This window comes from Acinetobacter sp. 1542444 (assembly GCF_000581835.1).
Classification (GTDB): Bacteria; Pseudomonadota; Gammaproteobacteria; order Pseudomonadales; family Moraxellaceae; genus Acinetobacter; species Acinetobacter pittii.
Map to the genome: position 1 here is coordinate 735,496 of NZ_JEYA01000001.1, position 22,209 is coordinate 757,704.

General features: G+C 38.3%; 14 protein-coding genes. 4 read left to right on the forward strand and 10 right to left on the reverse strand.

Translation table 11 applies throughout. The annotated features are described in order from the left end of the window. Positions 1–1,578, forward strand: coding sequence for an aldehyde dehydrogenase (NADP(+)) (locus J580_RS07750; protein WP_032003686.1), 1,578 nt, complete (start codon positions 1–3; stop codon positions 1,576–1,578). Positions 1,579–1,658: 80 nt separating this feature from the next. Here J580_RS07750 and J580_RS07755 read toward each other — a convergent pair whose 3' ends face one another. Then, on the reverse strand, positions 1,659–2,279 hold the full coding sequence (locus J580_RS07755) for a TetR/AcrR family transcriptional regulator (RefSeq protein ID WP_032003687.1): 621 nt from the start codon (positions 2,277–2,279) through the stop codon (positions 1,659–1,661). A 166-nt stretch (positions 2,280–2,445) separates the two neighbouring features. Here J580_RS07755 and J580_RS07760 point away from each other — a divergent pair, with 166 nt between their 5' ends. Further along, entirely contained in the window at positions 2,446–4,023 is a 1,578-nt protein-coding gene (locus tag J580_RS07760) for an MFS transporter (protein ID WP_032003688.1), read from the forward strand. Continuing rightward, positions 4,020–5,105, forward strand: a complete 1,086-nt coding sequence (locus tag J580_RS07765; protein WP_032003689.1) for an HlyD family secretion protein — start codon at positions 4,020–4,022, stop codon at positions 5,103–5,105. Before J580_RS07760 ends, J580_RS07765 begins: the two co-directional genes overlap by 4 nt. A gap of 88 nt (positions 5,106–5,193) precedes the next feature. On the opposite strand, the gene J580_RS07770 is transcribed toward J580_RS07765, so the two are convergent. The 3 genes from J580_RS07770 to J580_RS07780 form a co-directional block, all read right to left on the reverse strand. Continuing rightward, positions 5,194–6,585, reverse strand: a complete 1,392-nt coding sequence (locus tag J580_RS07770) for an amino acid permease (protein WP_005075928.1) — start codon at positions 6,583–6,585, stop codon at positions 5,194–5,196. Between the two features lie 103 nt (positions 6,586–6,688). After that, positions 6,689–8,257 (reverse strand): CoA-acylating methylmalonate-semialdehyde dehydrogenase, encoded by a 1,569-nt coding sequence (locus J580_RS07775; protein ID WP_032003690.1) that lies wholly within the window; start codon positions 8,255–8,257, stop codon positions 6,689–6,691. Positions 8,258–8,365: 108 nt separating this feature from the next. After that, positions 8,366–9,748 (reverse strand): aspartate aminotransferase family protein, encoded by a 1,383-nt coding sequence (locus J580_RS07780; protein ID WP_081403563.1) that lies wholly within the window; start codon positions 9,746–9,748, stop codon positions 8,366–8,368. 97 nt (positions 9,749–9,845) lie between these two features. On the opposite strand from J580_RS07780, the gene J580_RS07785 reads away from it, so the two are divergent. Beyond that, positions 9,846–10,763 (forward strand): LysR family transcriptional regulator, encoded by a 918-nt coding sequence (locus tag J580_RS07785; protein WP_032003692.1) that lies wholly within the window; start codon positions 9,846–9,848, stop codon positions 10,761–10,763. A gap of 301 nt (positions 10,764–11,064) precedes the next feature. Here J580_RS07785 and J580_RS07790 read toward each other — a convergent pair whose 3' ends face one another. The 6 genes from J580_RS07790 to J580_RS07815 form a co-directional block, all read right to left on the reverse strand. Further along, positions 11,065–11,604 carry a hypothetical protein gene (locus J580_RS07790; RefSeq protein WP_032003693.1) on the reverse strand — a complete coding sequence of 180 codons (540 nt, stop codon included), beginning with the start codon at positions 11,602–11,604 and terminating at the stop codon, positions 11,065–11,067. Beyond that, complete coding sequence (locus tag J580_RS07795; protein WP_032003694.1) at positions 11,601–17,810, reverse strand: DUF637 domain-containing protein; 6,210 nt, start codon at positions 17,808–17,810, stop codon at positions 11,601–11,603. Before J580_RS07795 ends, J580_RS07790 begins: the two co-directional genes overlap by 4 nt. Before the next feature lie 24 nt (positions 17,811–17,834). Then, the gene (locus J580_RS07800; RefSeq protein WP_032003695.1) at positions 17,835–19,574 is read right to left on the reverse strand and encodes a ShlB/FhaC/HecB family hemolysin secretion/activation protein; all 1,740 of its coding nucleotides are present in this window, start codon (positions 19,572–19,574) and stop codon (positions 17,835–17,837) included. 199 nt (positions 19,575–19,773) lie between these two features. Further along, on the reverse strand, positions 19,774–19,962 hold the full coding sequence (locus J580_RS07805) for a type II toxin-antitoxin system Phd/YefM family antitoxin (protein WP_000435195.1): 189 nt from the start codon (positions 19,960–19,962) through the stop codon (positions 19,774–19,776). 61 nt (positions 19,963–20,023) lie between these two features. Beyond that, on the reverse strand, positions 20,024–21,292 hold the full coding sequence (locus J580_RS07810; RefSeq protein WP_032003696.1) for a DcaP family trimeric outer membrane transporter: 1,269 nt from the start codon (positions 21,290–21,292) through the stop codon (positions 20,024–20,026). 156 nt (positions 21,293–21,448) lie between these two features. Continuing rightward, positions 21,449–22,126, reverse strand: coding sequence for an RraA family protein (locus J580_RS07815; RefSeq protein WP_032003697.1), 678 nt, complete (start codon positions 22,124–22,126; stop codon positions 21,449–21,451). Positions 22,127–22,209: the final 83 nt, after the last annotated feature.

Sequence of the window (22,209 nt, forward strand, 5' to 3'; positions counted from 1 at the left end):
ATGACCATTATCGGACACAACTTTATTGGCGGTTCACGTAGTTCACAAAGTTCCACTTTACTAAAAAGTGTGAATGCAACAACTGGCGAAGCTTTGCCTTATGAATTTCGCCATGCAACTGAGCAAGAAATTAATCAGGCCTGTGAAGCAGCATGTCAAGCGTTTAAGACTTACCGCCATACTTCACCTGAACAGCGTGCTACCTTTTTAGAAAATATTGCCGATGAACTCGATGCTTTAGGTACAGATTTTCTAGAAATCGTCTCACAGGAAACGGCTTTACCGCTTGCACGTTTGCAAGGCGAACGTGGCCGTACCAGTGGACAAATGCGCCTGTTTGCCAAAGTGTTGCTCCGTGGTGATTTTTTAGGTGCCCGTATTGATACTGCTTTACCTGAGCGTCAGCCTTTACCTCGTCCAGACCTACGCCAGATTAAAATCGGTGTTGGCCCTGTGGCAGTCTTTGGGGCAAGTAACTTTCCGCTCGCCTTTTCAACCGCAGGTGGTGACACTGCTTCGGCACTCGCCGCAGGTTGTTCTGTGGTGGTAAAAGCCCATAGTGGACATATGGCGACAGCAGACTTCGTGGCTCAGGCAATCGAACGTGCAGTAGAAAAATCAAAGATGCCAAAAGGTGTATTTAACATGATCTATGGTAATGGCGTGGGTGAGCCACTAGTGAAACATCCTTTAATACAGGCTGTAGGTTTTACAGGTTCACTTCGTGGTGGTCGCGCTTTATGTGATATGGCCGCAGCCCGTCCACAACCGATTCCGGTCTTTGCTGAAATGAGCAGCATTAATCCGATGCTGATGTTACCAGAAGCCCTGAAAACCCGTGGTGAAAAGATTGCACAGGATTTGGCAGATTCAGTGGTTTTAGGCTGTGGTCAGTTCTGTACCAATCCGGGTTTAATTTTAGGTATTAAATCAGCCGAGTTTAGTCAGCTCATTAGTAACCTAACCGAAATTATGGGTGGCAAACCTGCACAGACTATGCTGAATGCCGGAACCTTAAAAAGTTATATCGCTGGTCTTGAGCATTTAACTGAGCATCAAGGCATTGAACACTTGGCAGGTCAAACCCAGCAAAGCAATCAGGCGCAGCCGCAACTGTTTAAAGCTGATGTTGAGCTTTTACTGGCGGGGGACCAGCTTCTGCAAGAAGAAATCTTTGGACCAACCACAGTCATCATTGAAGTGGCAGATAAAGCCCAACTGATTCAGGCACTACAAAGCATGAATGGTCAGCTGACTGCGACTTTAATTGCCGATGAGGCAGACTTAACCGAGTTTGCAGATGTGGTTCCTGTGCTAGAGGAAAAAGCTGGTCGATTACTCATAAATGGTTATCCAACGGGTGTTGAAGTATGTGATGCGATGGTGCACGGCGGGCCATACCCAGCCACTTCAGATGCAAGAGGCACCTCAGTTGGAACCTTGGCCATTGAGCGTTACTTAAGACCTGTGTGTTACCAGAACTATCCGCAAAGCTTATTGCCAGAGGCTTTAAAAGACAGCAATCCATTGCAAATTTTAAGGCTGGTGAATGGTGAAATGACCAGAGGAGCGATCTAATCAATTAAAAAAGAGACCACAAAATGGTCTCTTTTTAATTTCTACATCCAGAGCTTATAGATAGAATAAAATTCCCTAAATTAATTTGGTTTGTAATTAATATTTTTTAAAAATAAATCAACAGCATACGCAACCCAAGTACTAATTTCATTCTCTGATATTAAATAATCAGGATGCGTCAAACATTTTAGATGAGCATCACTTCTTAATAGCGATAAAAATATATTCGCAGCAACTTCTGAAGAAGAGCTTAATTCAATTTCGCCCTGTTTAACGGATTTTTTTAGATATCCTGCAATGATATTTGCTAGACGCTGTGGACCCAATTCAAAGAATTTTTCAGATAACTCTGGGAACCTTACCGCTTCTGCAATACAAACCCTAAAAAGCGCCAAGCCTGAATGCGATAATATAAAACACAGATAGGTCTTCCCAATTTCAGTTAGTGCTGAGCGTAAATTGTCGGCTTTTGTCTCAACTAAAATAATTTGTTTTTGCATGTTGGTACATTGACGTTCAATCACCGCTGCAAACATCGCTTCTTTATTCTTATAGCAACCATACATCGTTGCTTTTGAAACCCCCGCTTCCTTTTGAATCATGTCGGTCGTTGTGCCACTAAAGCCGTGAAACAAAAAAAACTTTGTTGCTGCATCCAGAATTTTTTGATCTTTTTCATGAGCTTTTGTTGAACCAGACATATTGACCTTATAAAAATTTTAGCGATTTCGTTCTAAGTGTAACTCATCGAAAAGTTCAAAATCGAGAATTGACGGAAATTTAATTAAAGAGTAGAGTACCGATCGGTACAGTACAGTAAATATCTACTCCGTGCAATGAATTGATGTTTAAGATTTAAGGTAAAAGATGAATACAAAGCCACTCATCGGTTTAGCAGGTGCAATATTTGCTGCAATGACTGTTGAATTTAATAACCGAATTACCAGCATTACTTTAGTCGACCTTCGAGGTGCAATGGGCATTAGTGTCGACTCGGGTTATTGGGTTAACAGTATTTACGCAAGTGCAATGATTATTGGAATGATCCTGTCTACGAGTTGGGCAGTCATTTTTTCTATGCGCAGAGTTCTTCTTTTTGCCATAGGACTTTGCTTTTTTTCTAGCGTTTTAATTCCTTTTAGTCCAAATATCGAAATATTTTATCTATTACGTGGCTTACAAGGCCTCGCCAATGGTTTAACCATTCCTTTACTCATGGCCTGTGCGCTTAGATTTTTAGGACCTGACATTCGACTATGGGGATTAGCCTGCTATGCATTAACTGCGACGTTCTTTCCCAACTTAAGTGCTGCACTCTCAGCTTTTTATTTAGAAGTAATTGGCTGGAAAATGATATTTTTTCAAACTATTCCTTTTTGTGCACTAAGCGCTGCACTTGTGTATTTTGGGATTCCCCAAGATCCTCTTAATTATTCAAGAATAAAAAATTACGATTGGATTGGTGCCATTTTAGCAATTATTAGCTTAGCGAGCCTGAGCACCATGTTGTTGCATGGCAATCATTTAGATTGGTTCCATTCCCAATTAATTTGTGTACTAGCCTTAATTAGTGCGATTACTTTACCTTGGTTTTTCATACATGAATGGCGTTATCCGTCACCACTCATTAAACCGCAAATGCTCGAAATCAGAAATTTTGCTTATGCTGTTTTCGCACTCTTTTGCTTTGTCATTATTGGTATGTCCACCAGCACATTACCACTCAATTACTTAAGTGCAGTGCATGGCTATAAACCCACTCAGACCATGTGGATTGGCTTACAAATTGCGGCCCTGCAATTTATCTATATTCCTATTGTTGTGAAGCTTTTAAATCAAGCTTGGGTGGATAGCCGATATGTACACGGGTTTGGTTTACTTCTGGTCATTGCTGGTTGCCTAGGTGCAAGTCAACTTGATACCACATGGAATCAAGACCAATTTTATTTTTGGCATGCAATCTCATGTCTGGGGCAAACCTGTGTCGTGCTCTCGCTCTTAATGATGGGTACAAACAGTGTTCACCCAACCATGGCAATTTATGCATCCCCTATGATTAATACCCCGCGTGCGATTAGCGGTGTACTGGGTGTGTGTATTTTGGACTGGGTCAATCGAGAGCGCGGTGAATACCATTCAACACGACTGATTGAAAATACTGCTCAACATGTTTTCCAAAATATTCAAGGCCCTGTTATTAACCCACTTACTCCACCTGTGCTCACCGCAAATGGTGCAGATCGTGTTTCAGGTGGTTTATCTGCCCTAAATTCTGCGATTCAAGCGCAACAATCAGTTTTAGTTATTAGCGATCAATATCTCATCTTAGCTGGCCTTACCGCTATTTTATTCATCGTGATGTTGATTTTGCCAGTTCGAACTTATCCGCCACGTATTGCTCTCATTAAGTTAATGAATAGTCATAACTCAGGAAAATCTTTATGAGTACTCTCGAAGCCCAAGACACCACCCATACCGAACCACCCAAGTTAACCAAGGTGCAATTTCTCAAAAAGCATTGGGTTATGGCTATTGCGTTTATTATTGTCTTAGCATCTATTTTGTGGGTTTTAAAACTTATATTTTTACCCTCTTCGGTTGTTGAAACAGACGATGCACGTGTAGATGTAGAGTATTCAACTATTGCCCCTAAGGTATCTGGCAATATTGAAGAAATTTACATTAAAGATCATCAGACCGTAAAAAAAGGCCAACTTTTAGCAAGGATTGATGCACGTGATTATCAAGCTGCTTTGGCTGAGGCTGAATCTAATTATGCCAAAGCGCAAGCTGACCTGAGTGAAGCAATGCTCGCAGTGGATAGACAACCCACTGTTATTCGTGAAACTGAAGCACAGCTGAGAAAAGTAGAAGCTGGAATTAAGCTCACAAAAGACAATACGGCGCGTTATGAGCAACTACAAGCACTTGGAGCGGAATCTAGATTAATTACCCAGCAGTCTAAGACTACATTGACTGAACAATATGCTGACTTAGACAGCAGTAAAGAAAAAGTGATTGATGCACAGTATCAGCTCAACCAATACAAGATTCAGGTACAAGCCAAACAAGCTGCTCTTAAACAAGCACAAGCCGCACTTGATAAAGCAAAACTAAATTTGAGCTATACAGAGGTTCGTGCGCCTATTGATGGCATGATTGGTCAAAAGTCAGCTAACGTAGGTAACTTTGTGAGTGCTGGTAATCCACTCATGGTGGTTGTTCCTTTAGATCAGGTTTATGTTGAAGCCAACTTCCGTGAAATTGAATTAAAAAAGATCAAGATTGGACAACCAGTTAATGTCTATGTAGATGCTTATAACGTTGAATTAAAAGGTGTGGTAGATAGCTTTTCTCCATCTACCGGCGCATTTTTTTCTCCCATCTCGGCGACTAACGCGACTGGTAACTTTACCAAGATTGTTCAGCGCCTTCCTTTACGAATTAAGCTTATTGAAAATCAAAAAGACGTTAAATTATTACGCCCAGGTTTATCGGTTTTAGTCTGTATTGATACGACTAAATAGTTCGTCTAAATCTTGGAATATGAGAGAAAAAAAGAGACCGTTTATGGTCTCTTTTTTAATTTATATATAATTTAATTTTATTGGATGATTAATCCAAATTCATGGCAACCGCTCTGGTTGCTTTACGCTTTCGCGTGACAAACAAACCACAAACCACCACAAGCGAAGTTACACCTAAAGATAAAGTGGTTTCATAACTATATGCTGGTGAGAAGAACATATAAGCTAACACACTTAAAATAATAATAATCACAAACCAAGTAAGCCATGGGAATAACCACATTTTAAATGGTATTTCCGCTCCAGCTGCTTCTAACTTATGTCTTAAACGTAGTTGTGAGAACGCAATAACTAAGTACACCAGTAAAGCAATTGACCCTGTGCTTGAAAGCAATAAGCCAAATACTTTTCCAGGGAATACATAGTTAATGACACAACACACTAAACCAATAAAAGTTGAAGAAAACACTGCAATTGCAGGTACACCTGCATAATTGATTTTAGTTACTGCCTGAGGCGCTTCACTACGAGTGCCCAAACGAAATAGCATACGAGAGGACGTATAAATCGCAGCATTCATACAACTCGCAACGGCGATAAACACGACCGTATCAATGATGAGTTTAGTGCCCGGTACGTTCAAGCTCATTAAAACGTATTGGAATGTTCCGTACTTTTGTAAGTCTGGTGAACGCCAGTCGACAAGTGAAACAGCAATGAACATTGAGACCACAAAGAAAAGGATAATACGGTACAACACCAAATTGGTAGCGCGTCTGATTTTCTGTTTAGGGTTTGATGATTCCGCTGCTGCAATTGAGACAATTTCTACGCCAAAGAATGAAAATGCCGTAATTAAAATGGCAGATAAAATGCCTCCCATACCGTGCGGCATAAAACCAGCATTATTGTATAAATTGGCAACACCGCTAACATTTTTAGCTAAAGGCCAAATACCTGAAATTGCCAAAATACCAATAATAATGAAACCGATAATGGCCACTACTTTGACCAAAGAAAACCAGAACTCAAACTCACCAAAACTTTTGGTACTAAAAAAGTTAGCTAAGCTTAAGAACACAATAAAACAAAATGCGTAAATAGAAACTGAAACGTTCGGAAACCACGAATGTAAAATTTCAGCACCTGCAATGGCTTCTACAGGAATCGCAAGCACCCAAAACCACCAATATAACCAACCAATGGTAAAGCCTGCCCAAGGACCAATCGCTTTACGGGCATATGTAGAAAATGAACCAGTGTCCGGCTCTAAAACGGCCATTTCACCTAACATTCGCATCACCAGAAATACCATAATGCTGGTAATGAGGTATGCAAGAATTACTGCTGGGCCCGCTTTGGCAATTGCAGAGGATGAACCGACAAATAAACCTGCACCAATAACACCGCCAATACTAATCATTGTGATATGGCGATTTGAAAGTCCTTCGCCTAATTTTTTTGTTGTATCATTATTCATATTTCAATCCTTAAAAATATATTTATAAAAACAATCTATTACATGTTTAAAATCCTACGATAATGAAAAAGGAAAACTTATTGTTTTCCCCTTGTTGCAATAATTAATTTAAAGTTGGCATTGAAAATTGTTTTGCTTCACGGACTTGAGCAGACGGCCAACGTTGCGTAATGGTTTTACGGCGTGTGTAAAAACGGACACCATCTGGACCATAAGCATGTAAATCACCGAATAATGAACGCTTCCAACCACCAAAACTATGATAAGCAACAGGTACCGGTAAAGGCACATTAATACCGACCATACCGACTTGAATATGGCTACTAAAATAGCGTGCTGCTTCCCCATCACGGGTATAGATACAAGTACCATTACCATATTCATGGTCATTAATGAGTTGCATGGCTTCTTGCATAGTATTCACACGCATAACTTGCAACACAGGACCAAAAATCTCTTGTTGGTAGCTGGTCATGTTTGGTGTGACTTGATCAATTAAAGTTGGCCCAACAAAGAAGCCTTTTTCGTAACCTGTCGGTTTTGCATCACGACCATCAACCACAATTTTTGCGCCTTGCTGTTCTGCACTTTGAATATAGGCTTGTACCTTATCTTTATGTGCTTGGGTAATAAGTGGCCCAAAGTCGTTGCTTGCATCTGCATAGTTGCCGAACTTCAATTTTTTCATTTCTTGAGTTAGCTTATCAATCACGACATCGGCAACTTCATCACCAATGGCTACTGCTACTGACAATGCCATACAACGTTCACCTGAAGAACCAAAAGCTGCGCCTAACAATGAAGTGACTACATTATCAATATCGGCATCCGGCATAATAATCGCGTGGTTTTTTGCACCACCTAATGCTTGGCAACGTTTGCCCGTTGATGTTGCGGTACGGTAAATATATTCAGCAATTGGTGTTGAACCCACAAAGCTGACTGCCTGAATACGTGGATGATGTAATAAAGCATCTACCGCTTCTTTATCACCATTCACCACATTAAACACGCCGTCAGGTAAACCCGCTTGTTTTAATAGTTCTGCAAGGTATAAAACCACAGAAGGCGCTTTTTCAGAAGGTTTTAAAATAAAGCAGTTACCGCAGACCAGTGCCATTGGGAACATCCATAAAGCCACCATGGCTGGGAAGTTAAACGGTGTAATTCCAGCCACAACACCTAAAGGTTGGAACTCGCTCCATGAGTCGATATCTGGACCGACATTTTTTGAATATTCCCCTTTTAAAAGCTCTGGTGCACCGCAAGCATATTCAACGTTTTCAATACCACGTTGTAATTCGCCTTGAGCATCATGAGAAATTTTACCGTGCTCTTGCCCAATCAAAGCACAAATCTTTTCGGCATTTTGCTCTAATAATTGTTTGAACTTAAACATGACACGCGCACGTTTAATGACTGGTGTATCTCGCCATGCAGGAAATGCTTGCTCGGCTACCTGAACTGCCTCATTTACCGTTTGAGGATCTGCAATTTCGACTTCTTTACTAATTTCACCCGTCGCAGGATTGTAAACTGGCTGTTTTCTTGCCGTTTTAGATACAATTCTTCCTTGAATGAAATGCCCTAGCACTTTTTTGGCTTGTCCACTATGCGTACTATTTTCAGTTGAAACTTCTTCATAGCTAAAATCTTCTAGGCCATTTGTCATTGTTGTTACTCCTTACTACAATTAGTTTTCAGATCAAACTGTATTTTTCATTTAGTTTTTACAGAGCATCTATAGACTTTACCGATGCTCTTAAAATGTCTATAAGCCTTAATTCACTTGATAAAGTGCATCGCCAACAGCATTCATTAAGCGGTCAATATCAGCCTCAGTGCTGTTAAACATTGGTCCGAACTGAAGCGTGTCTCCTCCAAAGCGGACATAGAAACCTTCTTTCCAGAGTTTCATACCAAGCTCAAAGCCTCGGATTGTGGCATCGCCATCACGTGGCGCTAACTGCAAAGCACCAATCAAACCACAGTTACGAATATCTAAAATATGCGGTGAGCCTTTTAAGTCATGCAGCATTTTTTCAAAAGTTGGTGCTAACGCCGCAGATTGAGCTAACAGGTTTTTCTTTTCTAAAACTTCAAGCGCAGCTAAAGCAGCCGCACAAGCAACCGGATGTGCCGAATAGGTATAGCCATGGGTAAATTCAATGGCATGCTCTGGTAAGTCTTGTTGCATAAAGGCTGAGTAAATTTCATGGCTTGCCACCACACCACCTAAAGGAATAGCACCATTGGTCACCTGTTTCGCAAAGTTCAAAATATCTGGTGTTACCCCAAAATACTCTGCTCCCGTCCAAGTTCCTAAACGGCCAAAACCTGTAATCACCTCATCAAAAATTAACAAGATGTCATGCTGATCACAGATCTCTCTTAAACGTTGTAAATAGCCCGTTGGCGGTACAATACAACCCGCCGAACCAGAAATAGGCTCCACAATAACGGCTGCAATATTTGAAGCATCATGTAGCTCAATTAACTTAAGCATTTCATTGGCAAGCTCTACCCCACCTGTTTCTGCACAACCTTTGGTAAAAGTTAAATTCGGCTGCAAGGTATGCGGTAAATGGTCTACATCCATAAGTTGACCAAACATTTTACGGTTGCCACCAATACCGCCTAAGCTTGTTCCAGCAACGTTTACACCATGATAGCCACGTGCACGACCAATCAGTTTGGTTTTGCTCGGTTTACCTTTAATACGCCAATAGGCACGTGCCATTTTGATCGCCGTATCTGCCGACTCTGAACCCGAGTTGGTAAAGAAAACGTGTTGTAGTTTTTCAGGCATATGCTGAACAATTTTATCTGCCAACTTAAAAGACAACGGATGACCAAACTGAAAAGCTGGTGAGTAGTCAAGCTGACCTAATTGTGCACTTACCGCTTGTTGAATTTCAGGAAGCGTATGACCAGCACCACAAGTCCATAGGCCTGAGAGTGAGTCATAAATTTCACGGCCCGAATCATCAATTAGGTATGATCCTTTTGCGCCCACAATCATGCGCGGATCTTTAGCAAAGTTTCGATTTGCTGAGAAAGGCATCCAGTGTGCTTGATAATTTATATGCATATTGTTATTAGTTTGAACCGCATCCAAAGTATGCTCTGAGTCGCTAAATTTATCCGTATCAAACATAACCATTCCTGTTTATTTTCAAATTATGGTTTGAGTGTACATAGCGTAATAAGTTTGATAAATTCAAATTATCTTGAGTTTAGATTTAAAAAAACAAAACTAAATGAAACCTAAAAAATTAAATCAAGTCACTGATTTTGATATTAAATTACTTAAAATATTTAAAACGGTTTGCGACTGTCACAGCTTTACATCTGCCGAAAGTATTTTAGGTATTAGTCGTTCTGCAATTAGTTTGCATATGAGTGATTTAGAAAATCGTCTAGGCATTCGACTATGTCAACGTGGTCGCGCAGGCTTTGCCCTAACCGATGAAGGACGAGAAATTTTAGAATATATCGAAGTGCTCACGGCAGCGATTGAAGACTTCCGCTCCAAAGTTAACCAAATGCATAACCGTCTTAAGGGTGAATTTAATATTGGAATTATTAATAACCTTGTGACTATGCCAAGAGGTTATATCACCAATACCTTGACACAACTTGCTGAAGAGCACTCCGAAGTGATTATTAACATTAGTATGAGCACCCTGTCAGATATTGAGTGCCGCGTGCTCGATAACCGCTTACATGCAGGTGTTATTCCACTTGTTACGCCTTTGTCTGGTCTAGACTATTTCGATTTATATAGTGAAAGTTCATTTTTATACTGCGGCAAAAACCATCCATTGTTTAGCCAGTGCAGCAACATGAATCTAGATGAGTTAAAAACATGGCAAGCAATCCTTCCTAATTATGCCATCACACCAGAAGCGGCAAAGTTGCATCAGCTTTTAGATTGTAAAGCGACAGCAAGCGACCGTGAAGGCATCGCATTTCTGATTTTAACTGGAAAATTCTTAGGTTTTTTACCCGACCACTACGCAAAAAAATGGGTTGAAGATGGTTTTATGCAAACTGTTTCAAAGGAAAAAATGCATTACAGCACACCTATTTGTTTAATTACTCACAAAGGCAAAAACCACAATATTATTTTAAAAACTTTTATGGAAATGCTTGAGAAGCGGATTGTTGGGGGTTAGAAATCTTTATATTAATAGAGCTGTTCTATTAATTCATGGAAGTATAATATAGAGCTTATTAAGAATAAGTTACTATTTTATAGAACGAAGCCCATTTAAAATGGGCAATCATTAATTAGAGTAAGATATATTGATACATCTACATTTTGGAAAGTTAAGAGTAGAGGTATTTTGAATGAAGTACTGAAGCAGCATTTAAAATGATGTTCAAACACATAATAACTTACTCAAAATACCAATTCTAAAATAGATCTAGAGATCGTTAAGTTTAAACGATCTCTATGAGTTACAAAAGCTCACTCTATGTATTAACTTTGAATACATTTATTTGTTCTATGACATGGTCACAATAAGTGTCTGAATATTCAACTAAATAGTCAGTTTTCAATGCTACACCTTTAATTAAAACAGGTTCCTCTTCATCACTATCACTATCACTATCACTATCAATTAAATAATGCATATCGGCATAAAAGAAAAATTTAAATTTTTCATGAAGCTTACTTAAGCTATTACCAATATAAAATTCTTTAAAAAGTGCACCTTTATAGCCTGGATATAACTGGATGGACTCTAATTCAGAATTATCTCCATTAAAGACTAATACTACTGAATCCTGCCAATAACAATAGTTAAAGTTATACTGAATTTGAGTGATTTCATTAAATACTCTTTGTTCATAGATCCTCCAGATACTATCAGAATGCATTTCGTTCAGATAATCATTAATAAATAGATGTTCAGCTTGCTCTAAGAAGTCAACATAACACATTCCCAAGCTAAAGCCAGCAGCACCTTTATTTGGGTTAATTGGTGCATATAGATCAGGAATTAATTTCATTTCCAAATTTCCCATTTACCATTCTCATATTTCAATTTTTGTCCATTTGGATTTAGATAAATCTGATTTGATGTGATAGTTCCTGGTTTAAAACCCTTATTTGGATCAATAATTCTAAACTGAGTTCCATCATTCATAACTATTTTATAATATCTAACCCCATCACTGGAATGTGTACCACCACCAGGATGATATTCAAACTCCTTGATACCCGTTGCACTATTTTTAACACTATAAACTTGGGCTAATCCAGAAGTACTTGATTTAGGAGGTACTAATGTAAGTACTGCACCATCCATTTCAAATGAATATTTAATATCCTGAATAGTTTTCCCCCATATATTTGCTGGTTGAATTTCCATATTGCGAGGTATATTTGCTAATTTAGCTAAATCTTCTCTCAACCCTAATCTTGCAGTAGCAGATGCTGCCGAAGCTGGGGCAGCTGCTCTAATTCCTTTTAAAAGATCATTACCTTTACCAATTGCTTTCCCTGCCCCAGGGATAACATCTAGAATATTTGTGGGAAATAAAGTTTCATTCAAAGCATATAAGGTACCAAATGTAACCATTTCTGCTTGTGACAATCCACCAGAATCTGCTTTTTTTAATAAATATTCAGCTATTTGAGTTTGGGCATTTTTTAAAGCATTTATGTCACCTTTAGCGATTCCTCTACTAACTGCATCTAACGCTTGTCCACCCTTTTCTCCCATATATCCTTTTGCTTGGTCCAATAGCTCTTTAACTTTCTTTTCATTAAAAGCATTATTTGTTAGAGCTATATTTGCAGAGTTAGATGCAACATTTACATCATATCCAGCATAAGCAGCGATAACACCTGAGGTTAGTTGTCCAACCATTAATATTTTTTGTTTTTCTTCTTCTGTATACAGCAAACCAGTTGAAGGAGGGATAAAACCTGCAACAATTTCACCAACAGCTCCGCCAATAGCACCAGCTTGGCATTGTCCTTGAATTGCTCCTGCAATACAGCCTGCTAAAGCATGCGCTAACTTATGAGCAATGTAATTAATATCTTCTAGCCCTTTAATATTTTGTGCCATCTGCCCTTGTAATGCACCAGCTAAACCAGATAATAAAGCAACTTTAAGGTTTTCCTCTAAGTCTCCTCCATTAATAGCAGTTTGTACTAATGTAGAACTGACTGAGGTAGTAAAGTTGTTTACCAATCTATCTGAGAAAACAGTACTATCTGGTTTTAAATTTAGAGCTGTACTAACTTGACTTAATAAACCTGCTGTAACAACTGAAGCCGCCAAATTCTTAATTGAGTCTTTACTTCCTAACTCTTTAAGTGTTTTTCCTATATTTCCACCGTTATTGATTAAGCTCACACTTGCTTGAGTAGCTAAAGATGTCAATGCTGCCTGTGTCATAGCAATAGCAGATCCACCTAAAGTAGCCGCGGATCCCCCCAAAGCACCCACGACTGCTGCCCCAGCTCCTGCAGTAACCATTGTTACTACAATCGCGATAATCGCAGCCCCTGCTCCTGTTAAACCTTGTGATTTATAGTCCCAATCTTTTTGAGTTAATAAAACCATTTGCCAATCTACATCTTTTCGATTAACAAACTCTTTTAAATATTCATTCCCAGGTTGCTTAGATAACTCAAGAATTGCATTACGTAGCTCTATCTTATTAGCATCTTTTTCACTAATTGGAACTTGCACACTCAAACCACCTGCAGCTTTAAAGGTAGGTAAAACTGGACCATTAAAACTTGGTAATTGAGCAGTTTCAGTAATTGAGCCTTTATCCTGCATAGCCTGCCAAGCTAATGAGCTTTTTTCTTTTTTTAAGAGCTCTGTAATAGATGTCTTAGCAGCTATTAACTCAAGTGTTCCTCCAGTTTCAATCGTTGCATCTTTTAAATATTCAAACTCTGTTCCAACAAGCTTAGTATCAAAGCCTGATTTAGTCCCAATGTAGTCTGCTTTTAAAGTTGCAGGTAATTCACTAATCTGAGTTCGTGTTGTATTAGTTGTAGTTTTTGAGGAAGCTAAAAGCGAGATAAGTTTAGAATATGAGGTTTTCTTTGTAACATCCACTGTACTGCTAGAAGATTCTTCCACAGTGTAAAAGTTAAGATTCCCGCCAGATTTAATCGAAATTGTTCCTCCCTCAGCAATAAAACGCCCAGAATAAATATCAATATTATTATCTGGTGTCTTAGCATCTACTGACGGATCTAGTTTTTTCGTTTCAATAGAAATATTCTTTGCTGAAATATCAACTGAAGCTGCATTTGTGTCATTATTTTCAGAAACAGTCGTAATATACTTTTTCTTTAAACCACCCCATGATTTTTTCTTTTCAGTCGTGGTGGTCAGATCATAGCTTTGCTCAATAGCTGCATCAAATAAAATACTTTTATTTGATTCTATTTTCACGTCACCATTTTTTGAAGTAATACCGGTAGCTTGTAAAACTAAATTATCATCTTTAGTTTTACCTACTGTTCTTATGTTAACCCCTTTATCACCATTAATAATGGTAGGGCTAACTAATGTTCTGAAGCTATAATTTCCTTCACCTTCAGTACCTTTCTCATAAAAATCTGTATGGCCATCAATAATAATACTTGCATTTAATGATTTTGGTGGCTGATTAGCCCCAGTACTAATTGAAGATTTATACTGTTCAGATAAAACTCCACTTGCTTCTAAATTAACCTGCCCCGATTGAGCAGAAATATTTCCACCACTAATAGATAAACCTTTAGCAGAAGTAATATTTATATTTCCTGATAAGACTCTAAAACTAACTTCTGAATGTTCAGAACCCTCAACTTCTTCTTCAAAATATTTTAAATTATCTTCAATATCTTTAATTGATAATTTTACTTTATTTGATAATTCATTAATTTCTGGATATTTTTCTTCAAGTTTATTTTGTTTTTTTATTGATTCCTGTAATAATTTTTGACCTACCGACCTAGTCATTGAATATTTCATCATTTCTTCGATTTTTTTTCTACCTTTAAGAATTTCATCTAGTTCATTTTTATATTCATTATAACGGGGTTTATTTACTAAATTAATTTCTTCTTTTTCCAATACTGCTCTTAAACTATATAATTCTTTTATAAAGTCTTCTTTATATTTTAAACTTTTAATATTTTCTAGACTATTTTTTACTCCATCAACTAACACATCATCTTTACTTGAAACGATCTTAATATCTTTTTGTGCAATTAACTGTGAACCTTGAATATCAACTTTAGCACCCTCTAAATTAATACCACCATTTGCTGTATCCAACTTAACAACTTGTTCTGAACCATTACCAGTTGTTCCTCCATAGCCTTTTAAAGTTAAAGTGCCATTTTTAGAGGCGAGTTCAATATCACCTACTGCTTTTAAACTATAAACTTTAGGATCAATCGTTAAGTTAGAATTGGTTTGAATTGTTAGGTCACCATTTAAACTATTTAACTTTGTATCATTCTTGAGTAAATCACTTCCGACCGCATTTAAGTTCAATCCAGTCTGACCTAAAATAAAACCACCCGCCTCTAATAAAACAGCTCCACCTGTTAAATTTGTATTTTGTAATACTTGGTTTCCTGTAGCCGTTACAGAGGTAACGCCCTTAGATGTTAAGTTAGTGACTTTATCTGCAATCCATTTGGTCGCTGGCGTATACTCAGCATTGCTATAAACCGTACGGCCAGAGCTTACCGCCAGATGCTGGTCTGATATAGCATTCACACCCTGTAAAGTCAGTAAATCTTTTGCATAGAGTTCAGTATTACCTTTTGACGTTAATACGCTATCGATAATTGTACTCATGCCTGCTCTACTATTGATCGCAAGTTTACCAACCGTAGAGCTGAGGTCTGTATTTTGGATTTTAATATCAGATTTGCTATTTTCTATCGAAACGGTTTGTCCCTTTAGAACATTATTTACCGTTTTAAATCGGCCCGTATCCCCAGTAACAACTACATCGGTATTAGCCTTTAGATTGATTCCATTATTACTCGAAACTAATATATCGCCCTGACTTGCATTAACTTGTACCGATTGCAAGTTAACGGTGCCATCACCAATCGAGCCAAGTGTTACCCCTTTTAAGCCACTAATAACCGTCTGATCAGTTGTTAATTCATCTTTATCAGCTGAAGGCATCGCCTTGCTTGTCTGGGTCGAGTTTAAATTTATATTTTTATTCGCGAGTATAGAAATCTTTCCAGCCGAAGATGTGGCCTTTAAGCTATTTGCAGTAACTCCACCAGCAAGTGCGGTTAGATTAATATCACCTTGAGCCTTGAGTGCCTGACTTAAAACAAGATCAGCAATTTCAGAACTCACATCAATATTCTTTTGTGAAGTCAGTGCACTATTGAGTGCTATTTGATTGGCATGTAGTTGAATGCTGTCTTTGTTAGAAATTTCTTTTGCCGTAACGGTTAAATTATTGGCTGCATCAAGCTGAACAATGCCTGTAATAAGCGGAAGTGCCTTGTCAGCATTGTTCCAGACCAGATCACGTCCACTGTAGGCTTTAATGTTTTTAACTCTTGTTGCAGCGTTTTCAAGTGAAAATCCAAGATTCTTTAGATTTAAATCTCCTGAACTATACAGGTTTAAATCTTTACCCGCATAAATCGTCCCGCCTTGAAGGTCAATGATATTTTGGGTATTAGCTGAATTTGCTTGTAAGTTGATTGAACCTAAAGATGCCTGTATATGGTTCTCTGTAAGTGATAACTTACCATTACTTAAAACATTTAAATCTTTGGCAGCAATCAGTTTTGCGTCTTTGGCTGCAACCAAGTCTTTTTGTACTTGTATGGTTGCTGTACCACGGTTACTTTTGAGTTCTGACCCAGCGGCAAGATTAATATTCGCTGCATCAATATAGACATCTCCACCTTGTGAGTCATCCATAATGCGGGTATCAGCAGCCAGATTGATATTACCTTTGGCATTAACGATTAAAGGTGATGAAGCCAGGCTACCGTTATTAATAATAATTTCTTTAGCATTTACATTCAGGTTATTACCTGAATCAATATTTAACATGCTATTACTGTTAATACTGCCTGATGAGTTGATGTCGGCAGCTGCACCAGTACCCGTTGTTTGTATATTCACTAAACCTTGGGTTTTACTGGTCGAACTGATTGTGCCACTGTGTTCAATCTTTCCGGCACTGGTAATCACCAGATTGTTGACTGCCTGAATCGTCCCTGCGTTAGTCACGCCCAAACCTTTTTCAGTTCCCATCAAATAAATGTTGTTGGCATACATCCCACCCAGCGCTTTAACATCTACCGCCAATGTCGGTGCGGTTCCAGTACCAGTTTTAGCAGTAACATCCTGTAAATCTGCACTGACATTATTCGCCCCGGCAATGACCTGAATATCATTTTTGGCACGTAGTTCAGCACTGAGTTCTAATGCACGCGCATAGAGGTCCACATAATTTGCATCGTTATTATTTCCACCTAGTCCAAATTTAGAATTAGGGTTCGCTGAAACCGTAATTCTTCCTTGGTCAACCGTAAATTGCTTGATACTGCCATCAGCATTTAGCTGAGGTTTACCTGTGGTGAAAATTGCCTTGTTGGCATTAATAAAGCCACCACCTTTAATGTTAATACCAGACGGGTTGGCAATAATCACATCTGCCATTTGCCCTGCGACTTCCAAGTTCCCCTCAAAGCGTGAAGCGGCTGATGAGTTTACTTCATTTAAAATAACTCGTGCTTCACCTGTAGCTAAAAATGGGTTCGCTGCAACGTTTCCTACTGTTTTTGTTGTAGCACCCTGACGACTGTTATTCAGTACAGCGCCTTCAGCCAGTACATCAAACTGTTTATAAATATTATGGGATATCCCATTTTTGGGAGTTTGAATATTAACGACAGGAACAACAGTACCTGCCGAGTTCTTACCAGCACCAATCACTGCTCTATTCGCAGCATTTGCCGCACTGTCCGCTACAATACCCGCATAGACAGGTGCTAAAGGCATCCACAAGCTAATACTGGCAACAAGTGCTTTCACTTGCCAGAGTTGATGAAATGCCTGAGATTCAGTGTTATTAATATTGTTGTGGCCACTTGCTTCACTTTGACCAGAAGTCTTGGTTTGGCTTCGTACATTTTCAGCCACGGCCACAAACATTTGACGTGCTTTGCTATAAATAATGCGATAACTATTCTTGTTCATGAATGAAGTCTTTTCTAAAGTAAATTAATAAGAAAGGTTGATACTAAAACCGGTAACCCAGTCTTTTTTTATGCTGTCAGGTGCAATCAGCCCCCGACCAGTAAAGGTATCCAGATAAAAACTATTTTGATAAGTGCGTAGACCTAAAACACTTCCGAGTAAATAACGCTGACCCGGTATGCTATTACGCCCATTAACCCAACCCTGATCGACTGCCATGTAAAACTGGGTATTTGGAATTGGTGCGTTCAAGCTGATTTCTTGCTGTACATACTGTCCGTTATCTCCGGAAAGCATGAGCTCACCATCAAAACCACGCACGCTATAGCGCCCACCAATATAAAAGCGGTCATTGGGTACTAAAATTTTAGGCGCATATTGTCCACGCCAGTTAAGGCGATATTGAGCTGGTTTTTCGAGCAAAAGAAATGGTGTGGTATAACGCAGATCTGCACTCCAAAGTGGAGCACGGGAGTAACCTTCTACAGGAAGATGTTTTCCCTCAATATTGGTAATATTTTCTTCTGGTGCAGTTCGGGCACCTACTCCCATCCCACGACGGTAATCGATGCTGCCGTCTAATACTGCATTTCCTAAATATTGACGGTGCTGAAACCCTAAATTCCAGCCTGAGGTTCTTCGGTGTAAGACATTAATTTCAATATCATCAATAAAACTTTGGCTTTCCTTATGATAAATCTTTCCATAGACACTGGTTTTATGTTGTCCACTACGGCTAATGACACGAGATAAATTTAGGTTGGCTTGCTGACTGTTGCCATGGTAAAGCAGTGGACCATTCCCACCTAAGACTGTTTGCTTATATTGATAGTCATTATAACTAAGACCTAAATCATAATAACCAACGGGTAACTGATAACTAATAAAATAACTTCGGTTTAAGTCTTCATTAAAGTCATCTAAAGAGTGACTCACGTTTAACGATAAAATATCATTTAAATGAAATGGATTATTGATACCTAGCCCAATATTCCCCATATAGGTACCAGTGTCCTGATTACCCGAGTCATCTACACTTAAATTGAAATTAACTTTTTGTAGGGATTGAAGTTTGAGTATTAAATCGCTATAGCCCGTTAATTCTTTATCTTGAGCAGTTGCGGGAGTAATTTGCATATCTACCGCATAGACACGTTTTAGATTTTCCAGCCCCTGATCGAGTTTTTTTAGATTTACAATGTCGCCAGCTTTAAATGGCAACCCTGTCTTAAGCTGTAATGAGGAAATTTTTCCTTCTTGTATAACAATCTTATTTAAACGTCCGATTTGAATACTCAGGTTCAGATTCCCCTGATTTAAGTCTTGTGGACTCACGACAATTTGACTGGTAATAAAACCTTTTTTTAGAAGTTCATTTTGGGCATAGTTGACAATGTTATGTAAACTTTGGGTTCCAATACATTTACCCAAAACATTCTGTGGGTGTTTTTTTATAGCTTTAACCACAAAGTTAAATTGCTGTAAGTCAGACTGCGACTGACCATTTAAAGGGATAAGACTAATTTCTTTAACCGTTACACATGGGCTTTCTTCAACAACTAAATGCTTAAAATCCTGTAATGGCTTGGTGTTTTGGTAAGGAGTTTGCTGAGAAATCTGGTCTTGTAATTGCTGGTTAAGCTCTTTTAAACGTTGATCTTGTAGCACCTGACTGGGCAATGAAACATCTTCGATGGCATAAACATATTGGTGAAAACCCGCAAAAAGAACAATGGAAGAGGTTATAAAATTTCTAGTTAACATCTCATATACAGAATTGTACGTATAAGAACTTTATTTTACACAAAATAACATATTATTCAATTTTTCTTTATCTTTTGATAAAATAAAGTTTATGAAGATTAAGTAACTAGCGGCCTTCATCTTATTAATTTTAATCAAAAAACCATAATATTATTTTAAAAACTTTTATGGAAATGCTTGAGAAGCTGCTTGTTGGGAGTTAAAAATCTTTGTTTTTTAATTTATTGAGCTCAAACATTGCATTTTTATATTCAAGGTATGCTTTTTCACTGATTAGAACCACAGCATCTTTCTCTTTTCGTGTAATTTTTACGGCGTAACCTAACAGCACTCTTTCCATGACCTTTGAAAATTGTGATCTTGCATTGGCATAATTAATTTGTTCCATAATATTAGCCCTTCTCAGATAAAAGAAAGCCACTTCTGATATTAAAGTGGCTGTAATTACATTAAAAATTGTATCGACCTAATAAGTTGATTCGAGATAATTTCCCTTCTAAATCTGAAAATGTTTCTCTCTTTCCATAGGTGTATTCAACACCAAGATCGACTTTCTCAACAGGAGTCCAAAATAAATTGACGCTTGCATTGATTAGCCTTTTATTTTGATCAGGATTATTTACTGAAAAATTTGAATCTTTATAGATAAGACTACCAGCAGACAAAGAAGAGCGTAAATTTTCATTCCATTTGCGCATATACCCTAACTCGACAGAATCAAATTCACTTAAATACATCCGATTTTGATCAAAGTAGAAGGCATCATTATCTTTTGAATAAAGCATGTAACGGTTATCACCAGCTATGTGATAGTAATTAAACACAACTGAGTCATTTTCAGAAAGCTTATACTTTGTGCCTAATCCAGCACCCCAAGCAAGTTTAGTTTGCTCTTCATTCGAGTCAGAAACTGCTCGATTTTCATGAAGCATGCCATGCAATTGAACCAAAAAATCTGGATTCTTAAATTCATATCGCATGGTTAATGCAGGAAAACGGCTTCCACCTTCTACATTTTTGTTTTCAACATCACCGCCTTCCAAAGCGACTAATAGTTTTTGTTTGGCATCAACGATATGCTGATAACGGACCTGTACATTACGCTGAGTTCCTGTGCCCATCGCACCTGTAAAATCAACCAAACTTGGAGCAGTATCACTATTCACAAAAGGTGAAGTCGTCTGACCAATTAACCAATTTCCTAGTGAAATATAAGCGTGTCTAACCCGAACCGAACCATTACCGTTATCTCCACCACTTCCCATGAAATCGGCTTCTAGCTTTCCAACCAAATCTCCTTTCGAGGTCGGCTTAACGATATCCACCCCAACACGTGAAGTCGCAGCAGAGACATTTAATGATTTACTTGTTGAGTTTGAATTGTCTAATGGTATTGACCCTGTTTTATTCGCAATTGAACGCGTTGAACCTTCAAAATCATATGCAGCATCAACACGTATATTTCCATAAAATTTAATTTTAGTCTGATCAGTCGAAACAGGCTTGTCAGTGTTTGATGTTTTGTTTTGACTCAATTCAGGTGCTTTATTCAATCCGTTATTTTGATTTAAGTTCTGCCTCTCCATGAGATAATCTATTTGCTGTTGTAATTTAATTATTTTTTCATTTAGCGCTGAGTTATCTTCGCTTTCAGCTTTGGCTTGCTGCAAAGTCATACTCATTAATAATGATAAAGAAATTATCCCTTTATATTTCATGTCTTTTTCCTTTAGACGAAATCACATAGACCGAATTGAAATTTCCTATTTTTCAATCAGTAAAATAATGATTATTGAATTAACTTTAGATAGGCTAACGAAGCTCAATCATTGACTTCGCTAGTTCCCGTCGAACTTGAATGGTTTTGAATAACCTTATTCCGGTAATTCACAGCCCTTTTGTTTTAAGCTGTTAATCACCCAGCTACGGTCATTTTCACCTACGGCGATTTGCTCTAATTGCTTTTGTTCAGCGGCATGTTTGGCGCTTGCTTTCAGATAAACTTCTTCGACATCTGCATACGGCACGCTTAAAAGCCCATCCTCATCCCCTAAAATTAAGTCTCCAGGTTCAACCACCATTCCATTAATCGCGATAGGGACATTAATTTCCCCCGGTCCGTCTTTATAAGGTCCTCGATGTGATACTCCTGCTGCAAAAAGTGGAAAATCTCCCTCTCCAATGACAACCGAATCACGAATAGCGCCATTAATAACGATGCCAGCTATACCTTTCTTAATGGCATACGCAACCATCATCTCTCCAATTAATGCATTGGTTAGATCGCCACCAGCATCAACCACAATGACATCTCCCGGTTGGGCGATATCAATAGCATAGTGCAACATCAAGTTGTCACCCGGACGAGCCTTAACTGTAATGGCTGGCCCACAAAGATATCCCTTTTTATGCATTGGTCTTAATTGAGCCCCACCTGATGTCATTCGATTCATTGAGTCACTGACATTAGCGACTGGTAGATCTCGATATTGCTCAATCCATTTTTGCTCAACTTTTCTGTCGTTTTTTAGCACTCTAAAACCAATTGCCATAACTTTTCCCTTAGATCAGTTTTCTTGTGCAAATTAATATGACAGCATTTTTTTGAAATGTCATTTCATTTTTAATTAAATTT

Coding starts and splice junctions, on each gene's coding strand:
- J580_RS07755 (WP_032003687.1), bottom strand. CDS start 2,279: ATGTCTGGTTCAACAAAAGCTCATGAAAAAGATCAAAAAATTCTGGAT.
- J580_RS07785 (WP_032003692.1), top strand. CDS start 9,846: ATGAAACCTAAAAAATTAAATCAAGTCACTGATTTTGATATTAAATTA.
- J580_RS07775 (WP_032003690.1), bottom strand. CDS start 8,257: ATGACAAATGGCCTAGAAGATTTTAGCTATGAAGAAGTTTCAACTGAA.
- J580_RS07770 (WP_005075928.1), bottom strand. CDS start 6,585: ATGAATAATGATACAACAAAAAAATTAGGCGAAGGACTTTCAAATCGC.
- J580_RS07810 (WP_032003696.1), bottom strand. CDS start 21,292: ATGAAATATAAAGGGATAATTTCTTTATCATTATTAATGAGTATGACT.
- J580_RS07790 (WP_032003693.1), bottom strand. CDS start 11,604: ATGAAATTAATTCCTGATCTATATGCACCAATTAACCCAAATAAAGGT.
- J580_RS07765 (WP_032003689.1), top strand. CDS start 4,020: ATGAGTACTCTCGAAGCCCAAGACACCACCCATACCGAACCACCCAAG.
- J580_RS07800 (WP_032003695.1), bottom strand. CDS start 19,574: ATGTTAACTAGAAATTTTATAACCTCTTCCATTGTTCTTTTTGCGGGT.
- J580_RS07805 (WP_000435195.1), bottom strand. CDS start 19,962: ATGGAACAAATTAATTATGCCAATGCAAGATCACAATTTTCAAAGGTC.
- J580_RS07815 (WP_032003697.1), bottom strand. CDS start 22,126: ATGGCAATTGGTTTTAGAGTGCTAAAAAACGACAGAAAAGTTGAGCAA.
- J580_RS07750 (WP_032003686.1), top strand. CDS start 1: ATGACCATTATCGGACACAACTTTATTGGCGGTTCACGTAGTTCACAA.
- J580_RS07780 (WP_081403563.1), bottom strand. CDS start 9,748: ATGGTTATGTTTGATACGGATAAATTTAGCGACTCAGAGCATACTTTG.
- J580_RS07795 (WP_032003694.1), bottom strand. CDS start 17,810: ATGAACAAGAATAGTTATCGCATTATTTATAGCAAAGCACGTCAAATG.
- J580_RS07760 (WP_032003688.1), top strand. CDS start 2,446: ATGAATACAAAGCCACTCATCGGTTTAGCAGGTGCAATATTTGCTGCA.